This window comes from Burkholderia sp. APQ4-4ca (assembly GCF_057837105.1).
Map to the genome: position 1 here is coordinate 94,926 of NZ_JBYQCG010000007.1, position 21,526 is coordinate 116,451.

Genomic DNA, 21,526 nt, shown 5'->3' on the forward strand with positions numbered 1-21,526 from the left:
GCATGACAAAGATGAAATTGGATAAAAAGATTTGGATTGTTGTTGCGGTTGTTGGATTTATTTTTATGACTTTGGGGGTGAGAAACAATCCGACTGATGGAGGCGAAAAATTTGGAATTATGCGGCGCGACATGGATGTCATTTTGATGAATGGTGGTGTTGTGGCGGTGAGATCGCATAATTATAAGTACGGGTCTGCATATTTGTATGTGGGGATCGACGCGAAAACGTGGGTGCCAGAATTGGGCGGTAAATACAGTCAAGGGTTGAAGCGTATCGGATGGAGGGAAGTTGATTCGGATGGTGTAATTATTCTTTGCAAACAAGGTATTAGTGCGGAAGTGCGAAGAGGTGTCGAGTATAGCGAAGGGAAGGCGGTGTACGGGATCAATATGACTTATAGCGCTTTGACGATTCGAAGGTGTGCGCACTGATGAAAGGTGCAGGTGCGGCGCTGGTGACTGGACTGGCAGGCGGCAATGCGGTCGGTGGCGCAGCCGGTGCGGCGATTGCGTCGATCGCCTCCGGCAAGCTGAACGAGCTCAGCAGCGCGATCGCAGGCAGCGATCCGACCGGGAACGCCAATATGAATCAGGCGCTGGGCAACATTGTGGCCAACGCGCTTGCGACGGGGGCCGGTGGTGTCGTGGGCGGTGAATCGGGGGCGTTCTCTGGGTATAACGTTGATCGGTTCAATCGGCAGTTTCATCCGGATGAAAAGACGCTTGCGAAGCAGCTTGCAGATAACGCAAAGGAAAATATACCCAAGCGCAGATCGACGGCACGCTCGCGTATCGCCAGGGCATCGGCGCATTCGGCGCGCAGGACGACATGCTGGCATCCGACGGCGGCCCGACCTATCGCTACAAGATGGCCGTGCTCGACGCGAATCTGTCGGTACCGTTCTTAATCGCGCAGCAACCGTTCCGCTACGTCACGACATTCCACGCCAGTACACGGGCAACACGTTGTACTACATCGACGATCTGACGATCGGCAGCCGCTATACCGTGCGTGGGTTCGACGGCGAAACGATGCTCGCGGCTGCGCGTGGTTTCTACTGGCGCAACGAGCCTCAAGCACCGATCGGGCAGACGGGGATGGCGGTCTACGCGGGCCTCGACTACGGTCGAGTGTGGGGCCGCAGCCGGTCGCGCTGGTCGGCACGCAACTGGCAGGCGCGGTGACCGGCGTGAAGAGCAGCGTCGCGACGCGTTTCGGCGGATACGGCTACGACCTGTTCGCCGGTACACCGGTGTACAAGCCGTCCGGCTTTCCGACGAACCGTGTCACGCTCGACTTCCAGCTAACGGCCCAGTTTTGATGAATACGCGATCGAGCCGCCCGGCATTTCATGGATTCAATAATGCCGACGAGGAGGACCCGAAGCCGACGTTTTTCTGGTCAGCTATCGATGTTCGAACGCCACGCTTGCTAGTGCCACTTCAGCTAGACGACCGACACAGCGCTGAATCCGCGACAAGTTGTGACGTACGCCGGGCGGCATCGCACCTCCCGCACGTCACACGTACAGATAGCGCACGAGGTGAAAGAACACCGGCGCGGCGAAGCAGATCGAATCGACGCGATCGAGCATGCCGCCGTGGCCGGCGATCATCGAGCCCCAGTCCTTGGTGCCGAGCGAGCGCTTGACGGCCGACAGCACGAGCCCGCCGACGAAGCCCGCGATCACGATCGCGAGCGAAATCCCGAACGCCGCGCCGAAGCTGAACGGCGTCACGCGATACAGCGACGCGCCGCACAGCGTCGCCAGCAGGCCGCCGCCAATGAAACCCTCGACCGTCTTCGACGGCGACAGCTGCGGCGCGATCTTGCGGCGTCCGAACAGTTTGCCGACCACGTACTGCAGCACGTCGCTGATCTGCACGACGAACAGGAAGAAGAACAGCAGCAGCGCGTTCTGCCCGGCGTAGCGCGGGATGTCGAGGATCAGCACGGCCGGCGCGTGGCTCAGCCCGTACACGCACACCATCAGCGCCCAGTTGATCTTCGCGTTGCGGCTCAGGAAGTCGCGCGTGTCCTGCGTGAGCGCCGACACGAGCGACATCGCGAAGAACAGGTGCACGGGCACGAAGATCGAGTACATCCCGTACCAGTTGATGCCGAGCAGCAGGTACTGCACGGGGATCGCGATGAAGAACGCGATGAACAGCGTCGTATGGTCGCTCGCGGTGGTCGGCGTGAGCGTGATGAATTCGCGCAGCGTCAGATACGACAGCAGCGCGAACACCAGGTACGTGACGTTGTTGCCGAGGCCGATCGCGACGGCCATGATCGCGATCATCGCCCACCACGCGCGGATGCGCTGGTTCAGGTTGACGATGGTCGCGCTGGTGCCGCCGCTGCGCGCGCCGAGGATCGCGCCGATCACGGTCGCGACGACGAGCACGCCCGTGACGCCCGCGACCAGTTCCCAGAAGAGGGTTCGCATGGTTGGTATCCGGAAAAGGGAGAAGGGGGCGCGCCGCGTTCAGCCGGCCGGCCGCTGCGGCGGCGCGAGCGCGATGACCGCGTCGCGCATGCGGGCGAGGAAGGTCGGCTTGTCTTCGTCGGCGCCGAGCGCTTCGTTCGCCCCGAAATGCACCTTGCAGATCAGCGGCACGGGCCAGATCGCGCCCTTCGGCATGATGCGCTGCAGGTTCTCGAGGTAGACGGGCGCGAGCGCGACGTCCGGAAACTCGGTCGCCAGATGGAACAGCCCGCTCTTGAACGGCTGCGGCAATACGTCGGCGCCGCGCGTGCCTTCCGGGAAGATGATGATCGAGTGGCCCTGCCGCAGCGCGTCGCGCACCGGGTCGAGGGGATCGCCGCCGGATTCGCGATGACGGTCGATCAGCACGACGTTCAGCAGCTTCTGCGCGATGTGGCGTTTCAGGTCGCTGCTGTCCCAGTAGTCGCGCGCGGCGACCGGCCGCACGACCGCGCGCACGTCGCGCGGTAGCGCGGCGAGGATCGCGAGCGTGTCGATGTGGCTCGTATGGTTGGAAAAATAGATCTTCTGCGTCGGGGACGGCGGCGCCTGATGCCACACCGGATACGCGCCGGCGACGAGCCGCACGATGGACAGCAGGAAATCGCGCTGCCAGACGTTGAGGATGTTCATCGGCGCGCGGCCTCCTGCATGCATGCGCGGCGGACGGAACCCCCGAATGCCGGCGCGGCAGGATGCGCGCCGGACGGCTCTTGTTTAAATTTTTTCAAAATTCGTGGCTGCCTGTCGCAGGTCCGCGATAATCGGACGATTCGCCGTCGCACGCTGTTGCGTCGCGGCGAATGCGCCGGTCGGCGGCGTGATAATCGGCTGTTGCACGAGTGCCCGTCTGCCGTTCGAATGAATCTCGCGGCGATCGGGCCAGCGGATTATCGCGAGTTTCGCCGAAAAACGCCAGATTGGCGCCACGCTGGCGGGCCGGCCCGCAGGCTTGACGCATCGAGGCCGCTCGGCGACGATGAGGGCCGTTCAATCCAGGCCGACGAAGGCCGTTTCGCCGCCCGGGGCATGGCGGCGGGAAACGTATCCGGCCGTGCCGCGCGAATAATACGAATACGAAACGATGAGCCTCTACGCACTCAAACCCAAATTCCAGAACCGTCTGCGCCCGTTCGCGAATTCGCTCGCCGAGCGTGGTGTCACCGCCAACCAGGTCACGCTGTTCGCGGCCGGCGGATCGATCGTCGTCGGCGCGCTCGCCGGGCTCGGCGTGTTCGCCCGCCCGCTGTTCCTGCTGATTCCGCTGTGGCTGTTCGCGCGCATGGCGCTCAACGCGATCGACGGCATGCTCGCGCGCGAGCACGGGCAGAAGAGCACGCTTGGCGCCTACCTGAACGAGCTGGGCGACATCGTGTCCGACGTCGCGCTCGTGCTGCCGTTCCTCGCCATTTCCGCGTTCGCGCCGGCGGACGTCTGGCTGTTCGCGCTGACGGCGGTGATCGTCGAATGCGCGGGGCTGATCGGCCCGCTCGTCGGCGCGACGCGCCGCTACGACGGCCCGTTCGGCAAGAGCGACCGGGCGTTGGCCCTCGGCGCGTTCGCGCTGTGGATCGGCCTCGGCTTGCCGGTCGGCGGCGTCGCCGCGTGGCTGTGGCGGCTGCTGATCGTGCTGTCGATCGTGACGGCGGTGCGGCGCGTGCGGGCCGGGATCGCCGAGGCGGGCGGCTGACAGCCGGGCGCGGGAGGGCGGCGCCACATGATTCGAATAACGAAACGAGAGAGATCGCATGAACGCACGCACGGCCCGTGAGGCCGACTTCATCACGCACGACGGCGCAACGCTGTTCTATCGTCACTGGCCCGCGACGGGCCCACGCTGCCGCGGCGCGATCGTGCTGCTGCATCGCGGCCACGAACATTCGGCGCGCGTCGCGCACCTCGTCGACGAGCTCGACCTGCCGGATTTCGCGTTTTTCGCGTGGGACGCACGCGGTCACGGCCGTTCGCCCGGCGCGCGCGGCTACAGCCCGAGCGCTGCCGCGTCGGTGCGCGACCTGCAGACCTTTGTCGAACATATCCGCGACACGCACGGCATCGCGATCGAGGACATGGCCGTGGTCGGCCAGAGCGTCGGCGCGGTGCTCGCGGCGACCTGGGCGCACGATTACGCGCCGCCGATCCGCGCGCTCGTCGTCGCGTCGCCGGCATTCCACATCAAGCTCTACGTGCCGTTCGCGCGGCCGGGGCTACGGCTGATGCACAGGCTGCGCGGGCTGTTCTACGTGAACAGCTACGTGAAGCCGAAATTCCTCACGCATGACCCCGAGCGCATCGCGAGCTACGCGTCCGATCCGCTGATCACGCGGCCGATCGCGGTCAACATGCTGCTCGACCTGCACGATACCGCGCAGCGCATCGTCGCCGACGCGGCCGCGATCACCGTGCCGACGCAGTTGCTGATCTCGGGCGCCGACTGGGTCGTGCATCGCGGCCCGCAGGACCGCTTCTTCGAGCGGCTCGGCTCGGCGCGCAAGGAGCGCATCGTGCTGCCGGGCTTCTACCACGACACGCTCGGCGAGCGCGACCGCGCGCAGGCGCTCGCGCCGCTGCGTGCGTTCGTGCTGCGCGAGTTCGACGCACCGAGCCCGCGCGTGTCGCTCGCCGATGCCGACCGCCGCGGCGCGTTCCACGACGAATACGCGGCGCTCGGCCGGCCGCCGGCCAACGCGTTCGCCCGGGCGTACTGGGCGCTCACGCGCGCCGGCCTGAAAGCCGGCGGCGCGCTGTCCGACGGCATCGCGCTCGGGCTGCGGCTCGGCTTCGATTCGGGCTCGACGCTCGACTACGTGTACCGCAACCGCGCGCAGGGGCGATTCGGCATCGGCGCGCTGGTCGACCGCACGTATCTCGATTCGCCGGGCTGGGTCGGCATCCGCCAGCGCAAGGTGCATCTGCAGGAACTGATCGGCACGGCGATCGGCCGCCTGCGCGGGAACGGCACGCCGGTGCGGATCGTCGACATCGCGGCCGGCCACGGGCGCTACGTGCTCGACGCCATCGCGACGGCCGCCGAGCGCGACGGCGCGGCGCCCGACGACATCACGCTGCGCGACTACAGCCCGCCGAACGTCGAGGCCGGCCGCGTGCTGATCGCGCAGCGCGGCCTCGAGCCGATCGCGCGCTTCGAGCGCGGCGATGCGTTCGACGAGGCGTCCCTCGCGACGCTCGAGCCGCGGCCGACGCTGGCGATCGTGTCGGGTCTCTACGAGCTGTTCGGCGAGAACGCGCTGATCGAGCGCTCGCTGCGCGGGCTCGCGCAGGCCGTGCCGCCGGGCGGCTATCTCGTCTATACGGGGCAGCCGTGGCATCCGCAGCTCGAATTCATCGCGCGTGCGCTGAATAATCACCGCGGCGAATCGACCTGGGTGATGCGTCGCCGTTCGCAGGCCGAAATGGACGAGCTCGTCGCGCGGGCGGGCTTCCGCAAGCTCGACCAGCGGATCGACGAGATGGGCATCTTCACGGTCAGCCTCGCGCAGCGGGTCGACGCGTCATGAGTGCGCTCGGCGGCGCGGGTGTGGATGCGGATACGAGCGGCGGGCTGGCCGAGCCGGCGGCCGGCGCGCGCGACGCGTCGTTCGCGCTGCGCGTGTGCTGGCTCGCGGCGATGGGCGCAGTGTTCTTCTCGACGTACGGCTTCGCGAACTGGCTCGCCGCGCGCCGCGCCGCGGTGCCGACGTTCGCGTTCGGCTGGGAGCATGCGATCCCGTTCGTGCCGTGGACGATCGTGCCGTACTGGTCGATCGACTTGCTGTATGCGCTGTCGTTCTTCTTCTGGACGCGCCGCGACGATCTGCTCGATCACGTGAAGCGGCTGCTGACCGTGCAACTGATGTCGGTCGCGTGCTTCATCGCGTGGCCACTGCGTTTCGGCTTCGAGCGGCCCGACGCGGGCGGCGTGGCCGGCGCGCTGTTCACGCTGCTGATGGGCTTCGACAAGCCGTTCAACCAGGCGCCGTCGCTGCATATCGGGTTGCTCGTCGTGCTGTGGGCCGTCTATGCGAAGCACCTGCGCGGTACGTTCGCCCGTGTCGTGCTGCATCTGTGGTTCGCGGCGATCGGCGTGTCGGTGCTGACGACTTACCAGCATCATGCGATCGACGTGCCGACCGGGGCGGCCGTCGGCTGTCTCGCGCTGTTCCTGTTTCCGCTGCGCGATGCCGCGGGCCGTTTGCCGGGCGCCGATGCGTCGCCGTCCGCGGCCGGTCGCGCGCTCGCGCGACGCTATGCGTGCGGTGCCGCTCTGGTCGCGCTCGCGGCGCTGGCGTGCGTGCCGCGCGCGCCGGGCTGGGCGCTGGCGGCGGGGTGGGCCGCGCTGGCGCTCGCCTGCGTCGCATGGGCATACCGGCGCGGCGCGCCGGGCGCGTTCCAGAAGGATGCGGAGGGCCGGTTTCCGGTCTTCATCGGCTGGCTGCTCGCGCCGACGGTCGCCGGCGCGTTCGTCAATTCGCGGCTGTGGACGTTCCGGCAGCCGGCACCCATGCGGATCGACGAACGCGTGTCGATCGGCCGGACGCCGACCACGCGCGAGATCCGGCGCCACGGCTTCACCGCGCTGGTCGACCTGACCGCCGAGATGCCGCGCTGGGCGGCGGCCGATGCGTTGCTCGCGTATGCGTGCGTGCCGCAGCTCGATCTCGTCGCGCCGACGGCGGCGCGGCTTGCGCAGGCCGTCGCGGCGCTCGAACGCCTGCATGGCGAAGGGCGCGACGTGCTGGTCTGCTGCGCGCTCGGCTACGGGCGCAGCGTGCTGTGCGCGGCCGCGTGGCTCGCCGCGCGGCGCGGGCTGACCGATGCGCGCGACGCGCTGGCCGCGGTGCGCGCGGTGCGGCCGCACGCGGTATGGTCGGATGAAAGCGTGGCCGTGCTGCAGCAATGGATCGATCGCCGTCGCGACGCGGAGCGCGTGTGATGGGCGATCGATCTGGCCCCTTCAGGATCGCCGCCGCGCGTGGTGCGCTCGACGCGGGCGCGTGGGCGATCGCGGCCGCGCTGGCCGCGGCCGGCGCGGGCGGATGGATCGCGGCGGGCTGGCCGCCGGCGACGCTCGGCCGCGTGCTGCTGGCCGTCGTCAGCACGGGGTCGGGGATCGCGGCGCTGTGGTACGCGGTGCGCATCGAGATCGATCGACGGCTGTTTGCCGCGCTGGCGCGGGCGATGGACGGCGACGGGGCGGTCGACGGCGGCCGGGCGGCGCTCGACCGCGCGCTCGTCGATCTGGGCTGGATCGACGCGACGAAGGCCGGACGCACGCTCGACGCGCGCGTGCGCGGCGCGGTCGGGCTGTGCCGGGCCGCCGTGCTCGTCGCGATCGTGCAGTGGCTCGTCGTCGGGATCGCGATCGCGGTGTCGCCGATCGGCTAGCGATGCATGCGACGCGTCACACGTTACGCGCGGGCCGCCCGTTGCGTCCGCGTGCGCTTGGCCTCGTACATCGCCTGGTCCGCATGCTCGATCAGCGCGTGCATGTCGGTGCCGTCGTCCGGCAGCATCGCGGCGATGCTGCGCAGCAGCGTCCCGGCCGACGGGGTGGCGGAGTCGCCGATTTGATCCAGGTCAGTTTTCCATGAAGAAAGTGCGTCGCGCGGCGTGTACTTGCGGTAGCATACGCGCCGCTTGCGGCAGCGCGTTCCGGGCCGTCCGCAACGGAACGGGGCCGATGCCCGGCCAGCCGTATCGCGCCGGCAGTATGCCGTTCCAGCCGTCCGGCTGGCAGCGGCGCAATGCTTGCCATTCACTCTTCCCGCGCGGCATTTCCGACCGAATTGAGATTTTTTCGCCTCTCAGTCGCGAATCACGGTAAGTTTTGTTCTATTTTTAAGATAGTGTGACAAATGACGGGCGCGAGTGCCAGACGTCCGTCAGCGCGACGAACCGGTCGTTGAAGCATCCGCCGCGTCGTACCGATAAATGCAATCAAGCCAGATATGAGGGGAAGCAGAGGGGATGTGCACTCACGGGCATAGCTGCTTTGCGCGCGTCTGCTGCGACGCGCAGGATCACCGGACGATCGTGACGACGCGAGGCCGCGCATGAAGCCCGCCGTGTCGCTGTTCGTCCTGACGGCCGCGATGACCGGCGCTTTCCATACGGCCGCGCTGTCGGCCGCGCCGATGCCGGCCGTGCCGGCTGCCGCGTCGACGGCCGGGGCCGCTCGCGCGGCGGCGCCCGATCCCGCGCCGGCCGCGGTGCCCGCGGCGGCGCCGACGGCGGCCAGCGCGCCGGCCGCCGGCCTGCCGGCGACGACCGTCCACTTGCCGTTCGCATCGCTCGGCGCGTTCGATCCGCTGCGCCTGCGCGGCGCCGACGACGCGCGCACGATCAACGCCGGCGTGCGGCTCGACCGCGTGGTCACGGGCGCGCGCTTGCGCCTGACCTACGCGTATTCGCCGTCGCTGGTCTTTCCGCTGTCGCACCTGAAGGTGTCGGTGAACGGCGAGGTGATCGCGACCGTCCCGTTCGACGCCGCGCGCGCGGGCCGCACGGTGACGCAGGAAATCCCGATCGATCCGCGTTACTTTTCCGATTTCAACCAGATCGGCCTGCGCCTGATCGCGCATTACACGCTCGACCATTGCGAGGATCCGGCGAACTCGGCGCTGTGGGCCGACGTGAGCCCGACGAGCGAGCTGATCCTCGACGAAGCGCCGGTGCGCCTGCCGAACGATCTCGCGCTGCTGCCGGCGCCGTTCTTCGACCGGCGCGACAACGGCCGCTTGCGGCTACCGTTCGTGCTGCCCGCCACGCCCGATTCGGCGACGCTGCGCAGCGCGGGCGTGCTCGCGTCGTGGTTCGGCGCGCTGGCCGACTACCGGCATGCGCGCTTCCCGGTGTCGACCGCGCTGCCGGCCGACGACCAGGCCGTCGTGGTCGGCACGGCCGCGACGCTGCCGGCCGGTCTCGCGCTGCCGCAAGTCAACGGCCCGCTGCTCGCGGTCGCCGACAACCCGGCCGCGCCGGGCCGCAAGCTGCTGGTCGTCACGGGCCGCACGGCGGCCGAGGTCGACGATGCGGTCGCGACGCTCGTGCTCGGCCGCGCGGCGCTGTCGGGGCCGGCGGCGACGGTCGCGCACGTCGATCTCGGCGCGCCGCGCAAGCCGTACGACGCGCCGCGCTGGCTGCCGGTGAACCGGCCGATCGCGTTCCGCGAACTCGTGAACGACCCGCACCAGCTGGAAGTGCGCGGCACGACGCCCGACGCGATCCGGCTGAACCTGCGCGTGCCGGCCGATCTGCATTCGTGGAACGGCGCGGGCGTGCCGATCACGCTGCGCTACCGCTACACGGCGCCGACCGTGCAGGACAATTCGACGCTCGCGATCGAGATCAACGATCAGCTCGTGAAGTCGTACCGGCTCGGGCCGGCCCAGGCGGAGGACGCGCACGGCCGCATGCAGCTGCCGCTGCTGTCGGTGCCGGAAGGGCGCGTGACGAGCGACGTCGACATTCCCGCGTTCCGCGTCGGCAGCGGCAACCAGCTGCAGTTCCGCTTCACGCTCGATTCGCAGAAGACGGGCCTGTGTTCGAGCACGGCCACCGAGCCGCAGCGCGCGGCGATCGATCCCGATTCGACGATCGACTTCTCGCACTTCGTCCATTACGCGCAATTGCCGAACCTCGCGTTCTTCGCGAACAGCGGCTTCCCGTTCACGCGCTTCGCCGACCTGTCGCAGACGGCCGTCGTGATGCCCGACCGGCCGTCGCCGCAGGAGCTCGAGGCCTATCTGACGATGCTTGGCCACATGGGCGAATGGACCGGCTTCCCGGCGCTGCGCGTGCAGGTCGCGCGGCCCGGGGACGTCGCCGCGCTGTCGGGGCACAAGGATCTGCTCGTGATCGACGGCTCGCCGGCGTCGCCGCTGCTCGCGCAGTGGCGCACGGCGCTGCCGCTCGCGATCGGCGAGCCGGGCGGGGCCGGCGGCGCGGGCGCGACGCGTGTCGCGTTCACGGTGAAGGAACGCTGGCGCAACGGCGTGGGCCTCCCCGACGGCGGCGCGCACATCGAACAGGCGGGCCCGCTCGCGGCGCTCGCCGGGTTCGAGCTGCCGGACAGTCACGGCCGCAGCGTCGTCGCGCTGACGGCGACCGACCAGCCGCGCCTCGGCGATCTGCTCGACGTGTTCGAGAACTCGGGGCTCGTGTCGCAACTGCAGGGCGACCTTGCGCTGGTGCGGCCGGGGCGGGTCGACAGCCTGCGGGTCGGCGAGCCTTACGTGGTCGGCTTCGTGCCGTGGTATGCGCGCGTGTGGACGGAGGCGGCACGGCATCCGGTCGTACTCGGCGCGGTCGGCGTCGCCGCGGGGCTGCTGCTCGCGCTCGGCGTGTTCAGCGTGCTGCAGCGAATCGCCGCGCGTCGACGGGGGATGTAACGGATGGCGCGGGCAATGACGAAGCGACGGGCAACGCAGCCGGCGCGGCGTGTCGGCGCGATGCTCGCGCTGGCGGTTGCGGTGACGTGCGCGGCGGCCGGCGTGGCCACGCGCGCGCACGCCGCGCCGGCCAGTACGGCCGATGCGGCGGGCGCGGGATGCGGCGCGGCGTGGCCGGGCTGGGACGCGTTCAAGCGCGATTTCATCTCGGCCGACGGCCGCGTGATCGACATCGGCTCGGCCGATTCGCGCACGGTGTCGGAGGGGCAGGCGTATGGACTTTTCTTCGCGCTGGTCGCGAACGACCGGCGCATGTTCGATACGATCCTCGCATGGACCGAGAACAACCTCGCGCAGGGCGACCTGAGCGCGCACCTGCCGGCGTGGCTGTGGGGCCGCGCGCCCGACGGCGCGTGGCGCGTGCTCGACGCGAACGCGGCGTCGGACGCCGACCTGTGGATCGCGTATGCGCTCGTCGAGGCCGGGCGGCTGTGGCACGAGCGCAGCTATACGGCGCGCGGCGCGCTGCTCGCGAAGCGCGTGCTCGACGACGAGACGGCGACCGTGCCGGGCCTCGGCCTCACGCTGCTGCCGGGGCCGACCGGCTTCAAGCTCGCCAACGGCCAATGGCGCGTGAATCCGAGCTATTCGCCGCCGCAGGTGATTCGCGCGCTCGGCGTGCGGCTGCCCGACGACCGGCGCTGGAGCGCGCTGGCATCGAGCACCGCTCGCGTGCTGCTCGACACCGCGCCGAAGGGCTTCTCGCCCGACTGGGCGCTGTATCGCGCGGGCAAGGGCTTCGGGCCCGATCCGGACACGCATGCGGAGAGCGCGTACAACGCGATCCGCGTGTACCTGTGGGCCGGCACGCTCGACCGCGCCGATCCGCTTGCCGCGCCGCTGCTCGCGCGCTTCGCGCCGTTCGCCGACCATATCGCCGCGCATGGCGCGCCGCCGGAGAAGGTCGATACGACGACGGGCGTCGCGGGGCCGAACGACGGCAACGGCGGCTTCTCCGCGGCGGCCGTGCCGTTTCTCGACGCACGCGGCCAGCACGCGCTCGCGGATGCACAGGCGGCTCGCGTCGATGCGCTCGCGCGCCAGTCGGCGCCCGGCTATTACACGAGCGTGCTGACGCTGTTCGGCCTCGGCTGGCGCGACGGCCGCTATCGATTCGGGGCGGACGGCACGCTCGACACCCGCTGGGGAGGCCGTTCGTGCGCCGCCCGCTGAAGCGCGCCGCGCCGCACGTCGCGGGATTCGCGTGGCTCGCGTCGTCGGTGTGCGCGGCGGCGCCGGGTGCTGCCACGGGCACGGCGATCGCGAACCCCGCGACACCGTCGACCTCGGCCGCCGCCGATGCGCGGCGCGAGCTCGACACCGCGCGGATGTGGGGCATCAAGCATCGCGACGATCTCGCGCGCGATGCGCTGCGCAAGGGCTTGCTGATCGCGCCGGGCGACCCCGACCTGCTGGCCGAACAGGTGCGCGTGCTGCTGCGGCTCGGCGACGCGAAAGGCGCGCAGGCGTCGCTGGCGCGGCTGCAGGCGCAGTCGCCGAATGCGCCTGGCACGCGGCGGGTGGCCGACGAATACCGCGTCGCGACGAGCGGGCGCGGCGAGATGGCGCAGATTCGGCTGCTCGCGCGCAGCGGCCGCGCCGACGAGGCGGCCCGGCGGATCGTCGCGCTGTTTCCGAACGGCGCGCCGTCGGGCGCGCTGGGCGCCGAGTATTACCAGATCGTGTCGAATGCGCCGGGCGGCCGCGAGCCGGCGATCGCCGCGCTGCGCCGCGCGATCGCCGCCGATCCGCGGGACACGAGCGCGTCGGTCGCGCTCGCGCGGCTGTTGAACCAGCGCGACGACACGCGCGCGGAAGCGAACCGGATCGCCGCGTCGCTCGCGAAGCGCACCGACGCGGACCATACGGAAGCGATGGCGCTGTGGCGGCGCGTGCTGCAGTCGGCCGGCAGCGATCCCGCGTATCTCGATGCGCTGCATGCGTATCTCGCGCTCGCGCCGGACGACACCGAATTCCGCGATCGCGCCGCCGCCCTCGACCAGCAGCGCGACGCGCAGCGCCGGCTCGAACGCGATCCCGACTACATCGCGCAGCAGCGCGGGTTGCAGGCGCTCGCGCGCGGCGACCTGGCCGCCGCCGATCCGCTGCTCGCGCGCGCCGCGCGGGCGCGGGCGGACGACGCCGACGCGCTGGGCGGGCTCGGCCTGCTGCGTTTGCGCGAAGGGCGCCACGACGAAGCGCGTGCGCTGTTCGCGCGAGCCGCGTCGCGTGCGACCGACCAGCGCGGCAAATGGCAGGGCCTCGCGCGTACCGCGCAGTTCTGGGGGCTGCTCGCGCAAGGCCGCGAAGCGCCCAGCGCCGGGCGCCCACAGGATGCCGAGCGCGCCGCGCGTGCGGCGCTCGCGATGCAGCCGGACAACCCCGACGCGAAGCTGCAGCTCGCCGATGCGTTGCTCGCGCAGCACGACTGGGCGCGGGCGGAGCCGTTGCTGCGCGGCTTGCTGGCTGCGCGTTCGCCGAGCCTGTCGGCCGTGCGCGACACGGCCACGCTGTATGAAAACACCGGCCGCGCGGACCGGATCGGCCCGCTGCTCGACGCGCTGCAAGGGCGTGTGACGGGCGCCGACGATCGCCGCACGCTCGACGGCCTGCGCGGCGACGTGCTCGCGAACGAAGCGCGGGCGCTGGCCGACAAGGGGGCGCGCGGGCCGGCCGCGCAACGCTACGAGGCGGCCGTGCGCGCGGCGCCCGACGCGCCGTGGACGCGCTTCGCGCTGGCGCGCCTCTATCGCGACATGGGGCTGCCGCAGCTCGGCCGCACGGTGATGGACGACGGGCTCGCGCGAAGCGATACGCCCGAGATGCGCTACGCGAGCGCGCTGTACCGCAACTCGATCGACGACGTCGCGGGTGCGCAGGCCGCGCTGGCGCCGGTCGACGACGCGCACCGCTCGGACGGGATGCGCGCGCTGGCGCGCAAGCTCGATGCCGAAAGCGCGCTGGCCGATGCGCGCGGCGCGCGCGCACGCGGCGACCGCGCGGCCTTCGCGGCCACGCTCGCGCACGCGCAGGCGAGCGCGCCGGACGATCCCGACATGCTCGCGGCGATCGGCGCGCAGTGGATCGACGCGGGCGAACCCGAGCGCGGCCTCGCGCCGCTGCGCGACTGGATCGCCGCGCATCCGCGCGAAGCCGATGCGGACGTGCGGCTGCGCTACGGCGACCTGCTCGGCAGCGCGGGGCGCGACGAGGCGCTCGCCGCGTGGCTCGACACGCTGCGCCGCGATCCGTCGCTGACGCCGGCGCAGACGGCGCGACTGGAGGATCAGTCGCTGCGGCTCGTGCTGCGGCAGACCGACGACGCGATCGCACGACAGGACTATGCACGGGCGCGCACGCTGCTCGATCGCGCGAGCCCGGCCGGCCGCGCGGACAAGCGCTATGCGCTCGAACTCGCCGATCTCGAACGCGCGCAGGGCCATTACGACGCGGCGCGCGAGGCGCTCGCACCGGTCGTCGCGCGTACGCCGGACGACGCCGATACGCAGCTCGCGCTCGCCCGGATCGACGAGGACAGCGGCAACCGAGCCGCCGCACGCGAGCGCGTGCAGGCCGTGCTGGCGCGCACGCCGGACGACGACGTCGACACGCAGCTGTCGGCCGTGCGCCGCCTGAACGCGCTGCGACGCCCGGACGAAGCCGCGCAGGTGACCGACCGGCTGCAGGCCGCGTATCCGGCACGCGCCGACGTGACGGTCGCGGCCGGGCGCGTGGCCGAGGCGCAGGGCCGCTATGACGACGCGGCGTCGCTGTACCGGCTGTCGCAGTCGCAGGAACCCGCGACGGGCGTGAGCCCCGGCCGCGACGGGCTCACGCCCGCGCAGGCCGCGTTCGCGGAGCTGGCGCAGCGACGCAATCCCGAGATCGAGACCGGCTGGATCCCCGCATACAAATCGGGCGACGAAGGCATCTCGTCGTATCGCGCGCAGCAGGTGCCGATCTACATGCAGATGCCGGTCCGCTACGACGGGCATGTGTTCGCGCAGATCGACACCGTGCACCTCGACCCCGGCACGCTCGATACGAGCAACCCGGACGCGTTTTCGCTGAAGACGTTCGGCACGTACGCGGGGCTCAGGGCGCAGAACGCCCTGACACCCGCATCGATCGCGAATCCGCCGGGCTCGCTGCACCAGTCGACCACGGGCGTCGCGCTCGGCGCCGGTTATCTGTCCGATGCATGGCGTTTCGATCTCGGCACGTCGCCGCTCGGTTTCCCGGTGCATTACCTGGTCGGCGGCGTGCGCTATCGCTTCGACGCGGGCCCCGCGAGCTTCTCCGTGAATGCGTCGCGGCGGCCGGAAACGAGCAGCGTGCTGTCGTACGCCGGGATGCGCGACCCGTGGACGGGCGCGGTGTGGGGCGGCGTGCGCCGCGACGGCGTGAACCTGCGCGCATCGGTCGACGTCGGCCGCACGAACCTGTTCGCCGAACTCGGCGCGGGCGTGCTGTCCGGCCGCAACGTCGAACGCAATGCGGAAGTCACGCTGCGCACCGGCTTCACGGTGCCCGTGTACGAGCGCGCGACGATGAAGGTCAGCACCGGGCTCGTCGGCAACGCATGGCACTACGCGCAGAACCTGCGCTACTACACGTACGGGCAGGGCGGTTACTACAGCCCGCAGCGCTATCTGTCGCTCGGCGTGCCGATCGAATGGGCGGGGCGGCACGATGCGCTGTCGTGGGACCTGACCGTCACGGGCGGGATCTCGAACAGCTACGAGAAGGATTCGCTGTATTACCCGACGCTCACCGGCCAGCGCGCCGCGCAGGTGGCGGCCGGGTTCGTGTATGCGGGCAGTTCGACGCGCGGCGTGTCGTTCTCGTACGGCGTGAACGGCATCGTCGAGTATCGCGTGAACCCGCACCTGAGCGTCGGCGCGCAGTTGCAGATCGACCGGTCGCACGACTATGCGCCGAGCGCGGCGCTCGTGTACCTGCGCTATGCGTTCGATGCGCGCGCGCCGCGCAACTGGCTCGTGACGCCGACGCCCGTGCGGCTTTATTCGGATTACTAGGGGAACGCGTGAAGACGGAATTCGATGCCACCCGCCCCGCGCCCGGCGCCACCGGCCTGGTCGATCGCCTGCGCGCGCTGCTGCGTGTGGGGTCGGCGCGCGGCCGCGCCGGCGCATTGAGCCGGCTCGCGATCGACGGCCTGCCCGATACGTGGACGCAACTGGAGGCCGGCGGCCTTTACGCGATCTACGCGGCCGGCGGCACGCCGGGATGCGACGCGCTCGTGTGGGAAAGCGCGCGCCAGGCGCGCACGCGCGACGTCACGATCGTGCTCGCGCGCGATCCGGCGCGCGTCGCCGCACGGATGGAATCGCTCGGCTTCGCGGGCGGCGCGCAGCCGGCCGGCTGGCCGCGCAACCTGAACGTGCTGGCGATGCCGCCGGCGGCCGAGCCGGCCGACGCCGGCGTGACCGCCGACGCGCCGCGCGGCGTGGCGCCGGGCCCGTTCGCGCGGCTGACCGGCGGGTTGCGCGCGATGAAGCGCTACGGGCTGCATGCCCGGTCGCTGTATTTCGTCGAAGGCGCGCAGCGCTGGTTCAGCTGGGACGATCCGGTCGCGCTCGCGGATGAAGCGCACGCGCTGGCCGACTGGTGCCGCACGCGCCGGATTGCGCTCGTGCTGCTGCTCGACCCCGAAGCCACTCGTGCGGGCGGCGCCGCGCGCGCCGACGATGCACCGCTCGTGCGTGAGGCGGATCGCACGCCGCGCAGCGGCTTCCACGGGATCTGCTCGGGCGTCGCGCAGTTGCAGCGCACCCACGGCGAGCTGCTGTGGGTGGTCGATTTCTGGCGCGCGGGCGACACGCTCGCGGCCGGCGAGGTGCGGCCGTTGCGCTTTGCGCCGGGCGGCCGGCTGTCGGCGAGCGTCGATGGCGGCGCGACCGAACCGGCGCGCCGGATGAAGCTCGCGAGCGACGAGGATCGCGTGGTGGTCAGCCGCGCGGTGCTCGACGGCGCGAGCCGCGTGCCGGACGGCTGGGAGATCGTCGACGACAACGCGGCCGTCGTCGCCGCGTGCGCGAACGCGCAGGCCGCGACCGCGGTGCTCGTGTTCCGCTCGCACGCGCAGCTCGAAGCGCTGTGCGCGGACGTGCACGCGCTGCGCCGGCAATGCGGCGGCGCGTTGAAGATCGCGGTCGTCGAGCGCGGCGAGGTGCTGCGCCAGCAGTTCGAGGTGCTCGTGCTGAGCGTCGGCGCGAACCGGGTCGTCGCGCGCGACCTGCCCGTCTCGCGGATGCAGGCGGCCGTGCACGCGCTGCACGGCCAGCTCTACGCGCGGCCCGTCGCGGCCGACTATCGCGCGGCGCTCGCGGCCGCGCTCGGCGATTCGGTGCTCGGCTATCTGCCGGTCGGCGCGTTCTGCCTGCGGATTCGCGCGGTGCTCGACCGCGGCGCGGTGCTCGCGCTGCCGCACACGCTCGCGAAGCTCACGCTGTTGCCGGGCGTGTCGCACGTCGACGCGCTGCGGCACTGCCGGCCGCGCCGCGCGGGCGACGTCGTGACGGCCGATGCGGGGCACCTGTTCGTGTTCCTGTTCGCGTGCGAGCCGGTCGACGCCGAGGACGCGCTCGCGCGGATCTTCGAGGTGCCGGTCGATACGTTGTCCGACCGCGTCGTGTGTCTCGGGCAGGGCAGCATCGACACCGAGCTCGATGCGTTGAAGGCCGAGAACCGGCGCGCGCCGATCGCCGACTACAGCGACCTGTTCGCGGCGACGCAGCCGGCAGGCGCCGCACGCGCGGCGCCGCCCGCGCACGCCGGCGCCGGCACGGCATTGCCCGACGCGAGCGAGGTGAGCGACGCGATCGAGGCGATCGATACCGTCGTCACGCTCGACGCGATCGGCGCACCGCAGGCGTCCGAGCCTGCCGCCGCCGATGCCGCCGCCGACACGTCGGCGCCGGAGCCCGTCATTCCCGCCGTGCGTGCGCGCGGCGCCGTCCGCAGCGCGATGCCGCTGCGCAAGCAGGAGAACGCATGATCGCCGAACTCGTCATCGGCTTCATCGTCGGTATCGTGATCGCGGTGCCGGTGTGGATCGTCGCGCAGCACCTCGGCGTCGGCCGCGGCTTCCACGCGCCGCGCGGCATCGACCGGCGCGACGCGGTGCCGTGCGAACTCGTGCCGGTCGCGTTGCGCGGCCGCCTGCTGCCGGGCGCCGGCGGCGAAGAAGGCGATGACCGCGATAACCGCGCCGGCAAGGGGGCACGATGAAGACGATCGCCCTCACGTCGACGACGGGCGGCGCGGGCCGCACGACGCTGGCCGCCGCGCTCGCGGTGCTGCTCGCGCGCCGCGGCCGGCCGGTCGTCGCCGTCGAATTCGATGCACAGAACCTGATGGGCGCGACGCTCGGCCTCGACACGCTGGCCGAACAGGGTCTTGCGCACGGCCTGCTGGGCGGTGCGGAACCGTGGCACGCGCACACGTGGCGCAACGCCGACGGTGTGCTGTTCGTGCCGTACGGGCAGGTCGATGCGGCCGGCGCCGCCGCGTGCGATGCGCAGCTCGCCGCCGATCCGGCCTGGCTGTCGCGCGCGCTCGACGAGATCGCGCTGCCGGCCGACGGCGTCGTGCTGGTCGACACCGCGCGCTATCCGTCGCCGCAGGCCGAGCAGGCGATTCGCCGCGCGGACCTGACGCTCGTCGTCGTGCCGCCGGAGCCGGTCGCCTGCGCGACGACGGCCGCGCGGCTCGGCGCGCTACGGGCCGGCCGCGGCGAACTGCAGATCGTCGTGAACCGGCTGAACCCGGCGCGCGACATGCAGCGCGACGCGCTGGCGATGCTGCGCGCGGTCGCGGGGCCGGCGTCGATGCTCGAGCAGCGCATCCACGTCGATGCGGCGGTGCCCGAAGCGCTCGCGCGCGGCAGCTGGATTTTCGACGACGCGCCGTATTCGCAGGCGTCGCACGACCTGAACGGCGTCGCGAACTGGGTCGACACGTGGCTGAAGGCCGCCGTCGCCGGCCGCGCGGGAGCCGTGCGATGAAGGCCGCGCTCGCGTCGCGACTGCGCATGTTCGGCCGTCGCGCGGCCGACTGGTGCGCGCGCGGCATCGGACTGCCCGCGGAACGCACGCGGGTGGACTGGTTCGTGCGGCTGTTCTTCCATGCGCCGCCGCCCGGCCGGCCCGATCACGTGCGCCGCTGGGTGCGCATCGCGTTCCTGCGGCTCGCGCATGACTGGGGCGTGCTGCAGCCGCTCAGCGTGCGCGAATGGCTGTGGCGCGCGATCGTACGTGCGCCGCGTGCGGCCGACGGCCGGCCCGCGCGCGATCCGCTCGCGTGGTTCGACACGTTCGTCGTGCCCGTCTACGTGGCCGGGCGTGCGGTCGCCCGGCGCATCAACGCGATGCTCGAGCGCCTGCCGTGGACGCGCTGGGGCGGCTGGCTCGATGCGCGCGCGAACGGCGTCGGCCGGCGCCGCTGGCTCGCGCCGCTGCTGCTCGTCGCCGGCGCGGTGCTGTGGGCCGCGGCCGGGATGTCGCCGCTGATGCCCGGCGCGCAGTTCGCGTTCTTCGCGATCGTCGCGGTGCTCGCGCTCGCGCTGCGCCGCCTGCCCGGCCATCTGCCGACCCTCGCGCTCGCGTCGCTCGCGCTGCTGGCCACGCTGCGCTACGTGTGGTGGCGCACGACGCAGACGCTCGACTTCCGCAGCCCGGTGGAAGCCGTCGCCGGCTACCTGCTGTACGGCGCCGAAGCCTATACGTGGATGATCCTGCTGCTCGGCTTCGTGCAGACCGCGTGGCCGCTCGACCGGCCGATCGTGCCGCTGCCCGACGATCCGGACACCTGGCCGACGGTCGACGTCTATATCCCGACCTACAACGAGCCGCTGTCGGTCGTGAAGCCGACGGTGTTCGCCGCGCAGAGCATCGACTGGCCGAGCGCGAAGCTGCGCGTGTACCTGCTCGACGACGGCCGGCGCCCCGAGTTCGCGGCATTCGCGGCCGAGGCCGGCATCGACTACCTGACGCGCGACGACAACCTCCACGCGAAGGCCGGCAACATCAACCGCGCGCTGCCGAAGACGCACGGCGACTACATCGCGATCTTCGACTGCGATCACGTGCCGACGCGCTCGTTCCTGCAGACGACGATGGGCGTGTTCCTGCGCGACCCGAAATGCGCGCTCGTGCAGACGCCGCACCATTTCTTCTCGCCCGATCCGTTCGAGCGCAATCTCGGCACGTTCCGCGAGGTCCCGAACGAGGGCAACCTGTTCTACGGCCTCGTGCAGTCGGGCAACGACCTGTGGAACGCGACGTTCTTCTGCGGATCGTGCGCGGTGCTCAAGCGCAGCGCGCTGGAGGAGGTCGGCGGCGTCGCGGTCGAGACCGTGACCGAGGACGCGCACACGGCGCTCAAGCTGCATCGGCGCGGCTATACGTCGGCGTACCTGCCGACCGTGCAGGCGGCCGGCCTCGCGACCGAAAGCCTCGCCGGCCACGTGAAGCAGCGCACGCGCTGGGCGCGCGGGATGGCGCAGATCTTCCGGATCGACAACCCGTTTCTCGGGCGCGGGCTCGGCTTCATCCAGCGGATCTGCTACGGCAACGCGATGCTGCATTTCTTCTACGGGATTCCGCGGCTGATATTCCTGACGATCCCGCTCGCGTACCTGTTCTTCCACCTGTACTTCATCAACGCGTCGTCGTTCGCGCTCGCCAGCTACGTGATCCCGTACCTCGTGCTCGCGAACGTCGCGAACTCGCGGATGCAGGGGCGCTACCGTCATTCGTTCTGGGCCGAGGTCTACGAATCGGTGCTCGCGTGGTACATCGCGCTGCCGACCACCGTCGCGTTCTTCAGCCCGAAGCACGGCAAGTTCAACGTGACCGACAAGGGCGGCAAGATCGACGAAGGCTACGTCGACTGGTCGACCTCGAAGCCGTATCTCGTGCTGTTCGCGCTGAACGTGCTCGCGATCGTCGCTGGCCTGTGGCGGCTCGTGGTCGACCAGGGCGACGAGGCGTCGACGATCCTGATCACGCTCGGCTGGACCGTCTACAACCTCGCGATGCTCGGCGCGGCGCTGGCCGTCGCGCGCGAGACCAAGCAGGTGCGCGTCACGCACCGGATCGCGATGCGCGTGCCGGCGATGCTGCTGCTCGCCGACGGCTCGACCGCCGCGTGCTTCACGAGCGATTACTCGACGGGTGGCCTCGGGCTCGAAGCGGTGCCGGGGCTGTCGCTCGCCGTCGGCGACACGCTGACGGTGTGCGTGACCCGCGGCGACCGCGCGTTTCCGTTTCCGGTGCGCGTGACCCGCGCGACGCCGACGCATGTCGGCGTGAGCTTCGAGGAACTGACGCTCGAGCAGGAGCGCCAGCTCGTGCAGTGCACGTTCGGCCGCGCGGACGCGTGGCTCGACTGGCACGAAAGCGCGCGGCCCGACACGCCGCTCGGCGGCCTCAAGGAAGTGCTGCGGATCGGGCTGGACGGTTATGTCCGAATGTGGAAGGGTGCGGTGCGTGGCGTGCAGGCCATGCTTGCGCCGAAACTCGATCGCGCGCGCGACTGACGCGGCGCGCATCATGGAGTA

Annotated in this window: 17 protein-coding genes and 1 pseudogene; 15 read left to right on the plus strand and 3 right to left on the minus strand. The window is 70.9% G+C overall.

The genetic code is table 11. The features are described from left to right. Nucleotides 1–2: 2 nt before the first annotated feature. From AC3IFE_RS01040 to AC3IFE_RS01055, 4 genes and pseudogenes are all read left to right on the plus strand, one after another. A complete protein-coding gene (locus tag AC3IFE_RS01040) occupies nucleotides 3–434 on the plus strand; it encodes a hypothetical protein (RefSeq protein ID WP_489189323.1) in 432 nt (143 codons plus the stop codon). Next, nucleotides 434–910 carry a hypothetical protein gene (locus tag AC3IFE_RS01045; protein ID WP_489189343.1) on the plus strand — a complete coding sequence of 159 codons (477 nt, stop codon included), beginning with the start codon at nucleotides 434–436 and terminating at the stop codon, nucleotides 908–910. The genes AC3IFE_RS01040 and AC3IFE_RS01045 overlap by 1 nt, the downstream gene beginning before the upstream one ends. Next, nucleotides 805–1,187: pseudogene (locus AC3IFE_RS01050) on the plus strand (ShlB/FhaC/HecB family hemolysin secretion/activation protein). Before AC3IFE_RS01045 ends, AC3IFE_RS01050 begins: the two are co-directional and overlap by 106 nt. Nucleotides 1,188–1,192: 5 nt before the next feature. Continuing rightward, nucleotides 1,193–1,324 carry a peptide transporter gene (locus AC3IFE_RS01055; protein ID WP_489189324.1) on the plus strand — a complete coding sequence of 44 codons (132 nt, stop codon included), beginning with the start codon at nucleotides 1,193–1,195 and terminating at the stop codon, nucleotides 1,322–1,324. 198 nt (nucleotides 1,325–1,522) lie between these two features. On the opposite strand, the gene AC3IFE_RS01060 is transcribed toward AC3IFE_RS01055, so the two are convergent. Together AC3IFE_RS01060 and AC3IFE_RS01065 are read right to left on the minus strand one after the other, a co-directional pair. Beyond that, nucleotides 1,523–2,452: a phosphatidate cytidylyltransferase gene (locus tag AC3IFE_RS01060; protein WP_489189325.1), complete on the minus strand. Its 930-nt coding sequence runs from the start codon at nucleotides 2,450–2,452 to the stop codon at nucleotides 1,523–1,525. A gap of 39 nt (nucleotides 2,453–2,491) precedes the next feature. Beyond that, nucleotides 2,492–3,124: a lysophospholipid acyltransferase family protein gene (locus AC3IFE_RS01065; RefSeq protein WP_089467931.1), complete on the minus strand. Its 633-nt coding sequence runs from the start codon at nucleotides 3,122–3,124 to the stop codon at nucleotides 2,492–2,494. Between the two features lie 451 nt (nucleotides 3,125–3,575). Here AC3IFE_RS01065 and AC3IFE_RS01070 point away from each other — a divergent pair, with 451 nt between their 5' ends. Genes AC3IFE_RS01070 through AC3IFE_RS01085 form a run of 4 tightly spaced genes read left to right on the plus strand, consistent with a single transcriptional unit; the run spans nucleotide 3,576 to nucleotide 7,876 of the window. Continuing rightward, nucleotides 3,576–4,181 (plus strand): CDP-alcohol phosphatidyltransferase family protein, encoded by a 606-nt coding sequence (locus AC3IFE_RS01070; protein WP_489189326.1) that lies wholly within the window; start codon nucleotides 3,576–3,578, stop codon nucleotides 4,179–4,181. Between the two features lie 58 nt (nucleotides 4,182–4,239). Beyond that, entirely contained in the window at nucleotides 4,240–6,009 is a 1,770-nt protein-coding gene (locus tag AC3IFE_RS01075; RefSeq protein ID WP_489189327.1) for a bifunctional alpha/beta hydrolase/class I SAM-dependent methyltransferase, read from the plus strand. Then, nucleotides 6,006–7,424: a phosphatase PAP2/dual specificity phosphatase family protein gene (locus tag AC3IFE_RS01080; protein ID WP_489189328.1), complete on the plus strand. Its 1,419-nt coding sequence runs from the start codon at nucleotides 6,006–6,008 to the stop codon at nucleotides 7,422–7,424. Before AC3IFE_RS01075 ends, AC3IFE_RS01080 begins: the two co-directional genes overlap by 4 nt. Next, nucleotides 7,424–7,876 (plus strand): hypothetical protein, encoded by a 453-nt coding sequence (locus AC3IFE_RS01085; protein ID WP_489189329.1) that lies wholly within the window; start codon nucleotides 7,424–7,426, stop codon nucleotides 7,874–7,876. Before AC3IFE_RS01080 ends, AC3IFE_RS01085 begins: the two co-directional genes overlap by 1 nt. A gap of 23 nt (nucleotides 7,877–7,899) precedes the next feature. On the opposite strand, the gene AC3IFE_RS01090 is transcribed toward AC3IFE_RS01085, so the two are convergent. After that, on the minus strand, nucleotides 7,900–8,250 hold the full coding sequence (locus AC3IFE_RS01090) for a hypothetical protein (protein WP_489189330.1): 351 nt from the start codon (nucleotides 8,248–8,250) through the stop codon (nucleotides 7,900–7,902). A 294-nt stretch (nucleotides 8,251–8,544) separates the two neighbouring features. Between AC3IFE_RS01090 and bcsB the strand changes: the two genes are divergently transcribed. Genes bcsB through bcsA form a run of 7 tightly spaced genes read left to right on the plus strand, consistent with a single transcriptional unit; the run spans nucleotide 8,545 to nucleotide 21,505 of the window. Beyond that, complete coding sequence (gene bcsB, locus AC3IFE_RS01095) at nucleotides 8,545–10,881, plus strand: cellulose biosynthesis cyclic di-GMP-binding regulatory protein BcsB (RefSeq protein ID WP_489189331.1); 2,337 nt, start codon at nucleotides 8,545–8,547, stop codon at nucleotides 10,879–10,881. A 3-nt stretch (nucleotides 10,882–10,884) separates the two neighbouring features. Next, nucleotides 10,885–12,114: a cellulose synthase complex periplasmic endoglucanase BcsZ gene (bcsZ, locus tag AC3IFE_RS01100; protein WP_489189332.1), complete on the plus strand. Its 1,230-nt coding sequence runs from the start codon at nucleotides 10,885–10,887 to the stop codon at nucleotides 12,112–12,114. Further along, the gene (locus AC3IFE_RS01105; RefSeq protein WP_489189334.1) at nucleotides 12,099–15,980 is read left to right on the plus strand and encodes a cellulose synthase subunit BcsC-related outer membrane protein; all 3,882 of its coding nucleotides are present in this window, start codon (nucleotides 12,099–12,101) and stop codon (nucleotides 15,978–15,980) included. Before bcsZ ends, AC3IFE_RS01105 begins: the two co-directional genes overlap by 16 nt. Before the next feature lie 8 nt (nucleotides 15,981–15,988). Then, nucleotides 15,989–17,962 (plus strand): cellulose biosynthesis protein BcsE, encoded by a 1,974-nt coding sequence (gene bcsE / locus AC3IFE_RS01110; protein WP_301738848.1) that lies wholly within the window; start codon nucleotides 15,989–15,991, stop codon nucleotides 17,960–17,962. After that, a complete protein-coding gene (locus tag AC3IFE_RS01115; RefSeq protein WP_301738849.1) occupies nucleotides 17,959–18,195 on the plus strand; it encodes a hypothetical protein in 237 nt (78 codons plus the stop codon). Before bcsE ends, AC3IFE_RS01115 begins: the two co-directional genes overlap by 4 nt. Beyond that, nucleotides 18,192–18,971 carry a cellulose biosynthesis protein BcsQ gene (bcsQ, locus tag AC3IFE_RS01120; RefSeq protein WP_489189335.1) on the plus strand — a complete coding sequence of 260 codons (780 nt, stop codon included), beginning with the start codon at nucleotides 18,192–18,194 and terminating at the stop codon, nucleotides 18,969–18,971. Before AC3IFE_RS01115 ends, bcsQ begins: the two co-directional genes overlap by 4 nt. Next, the gene (gene bcsA / locus AC3IFE_RS01125) at nucleotides 18,968–21,505 is read left to right on the plus strand and encodes a UDP-forming cellulose synthase catalytic subunit (protein WP_489189336.1); all 2,538 of its coding nucleotides are present in this window, start codon (nucleotides 18,968–18,970) and stop codon (nucleotides 21,503–21,505) included. Before bcsQ ends, bcsA begins: the two co-directional genes overlap by 4 nt. The last annotated feature ends 21 nt before the right edge of the window (nucleotides 21,506–21,526 follow it).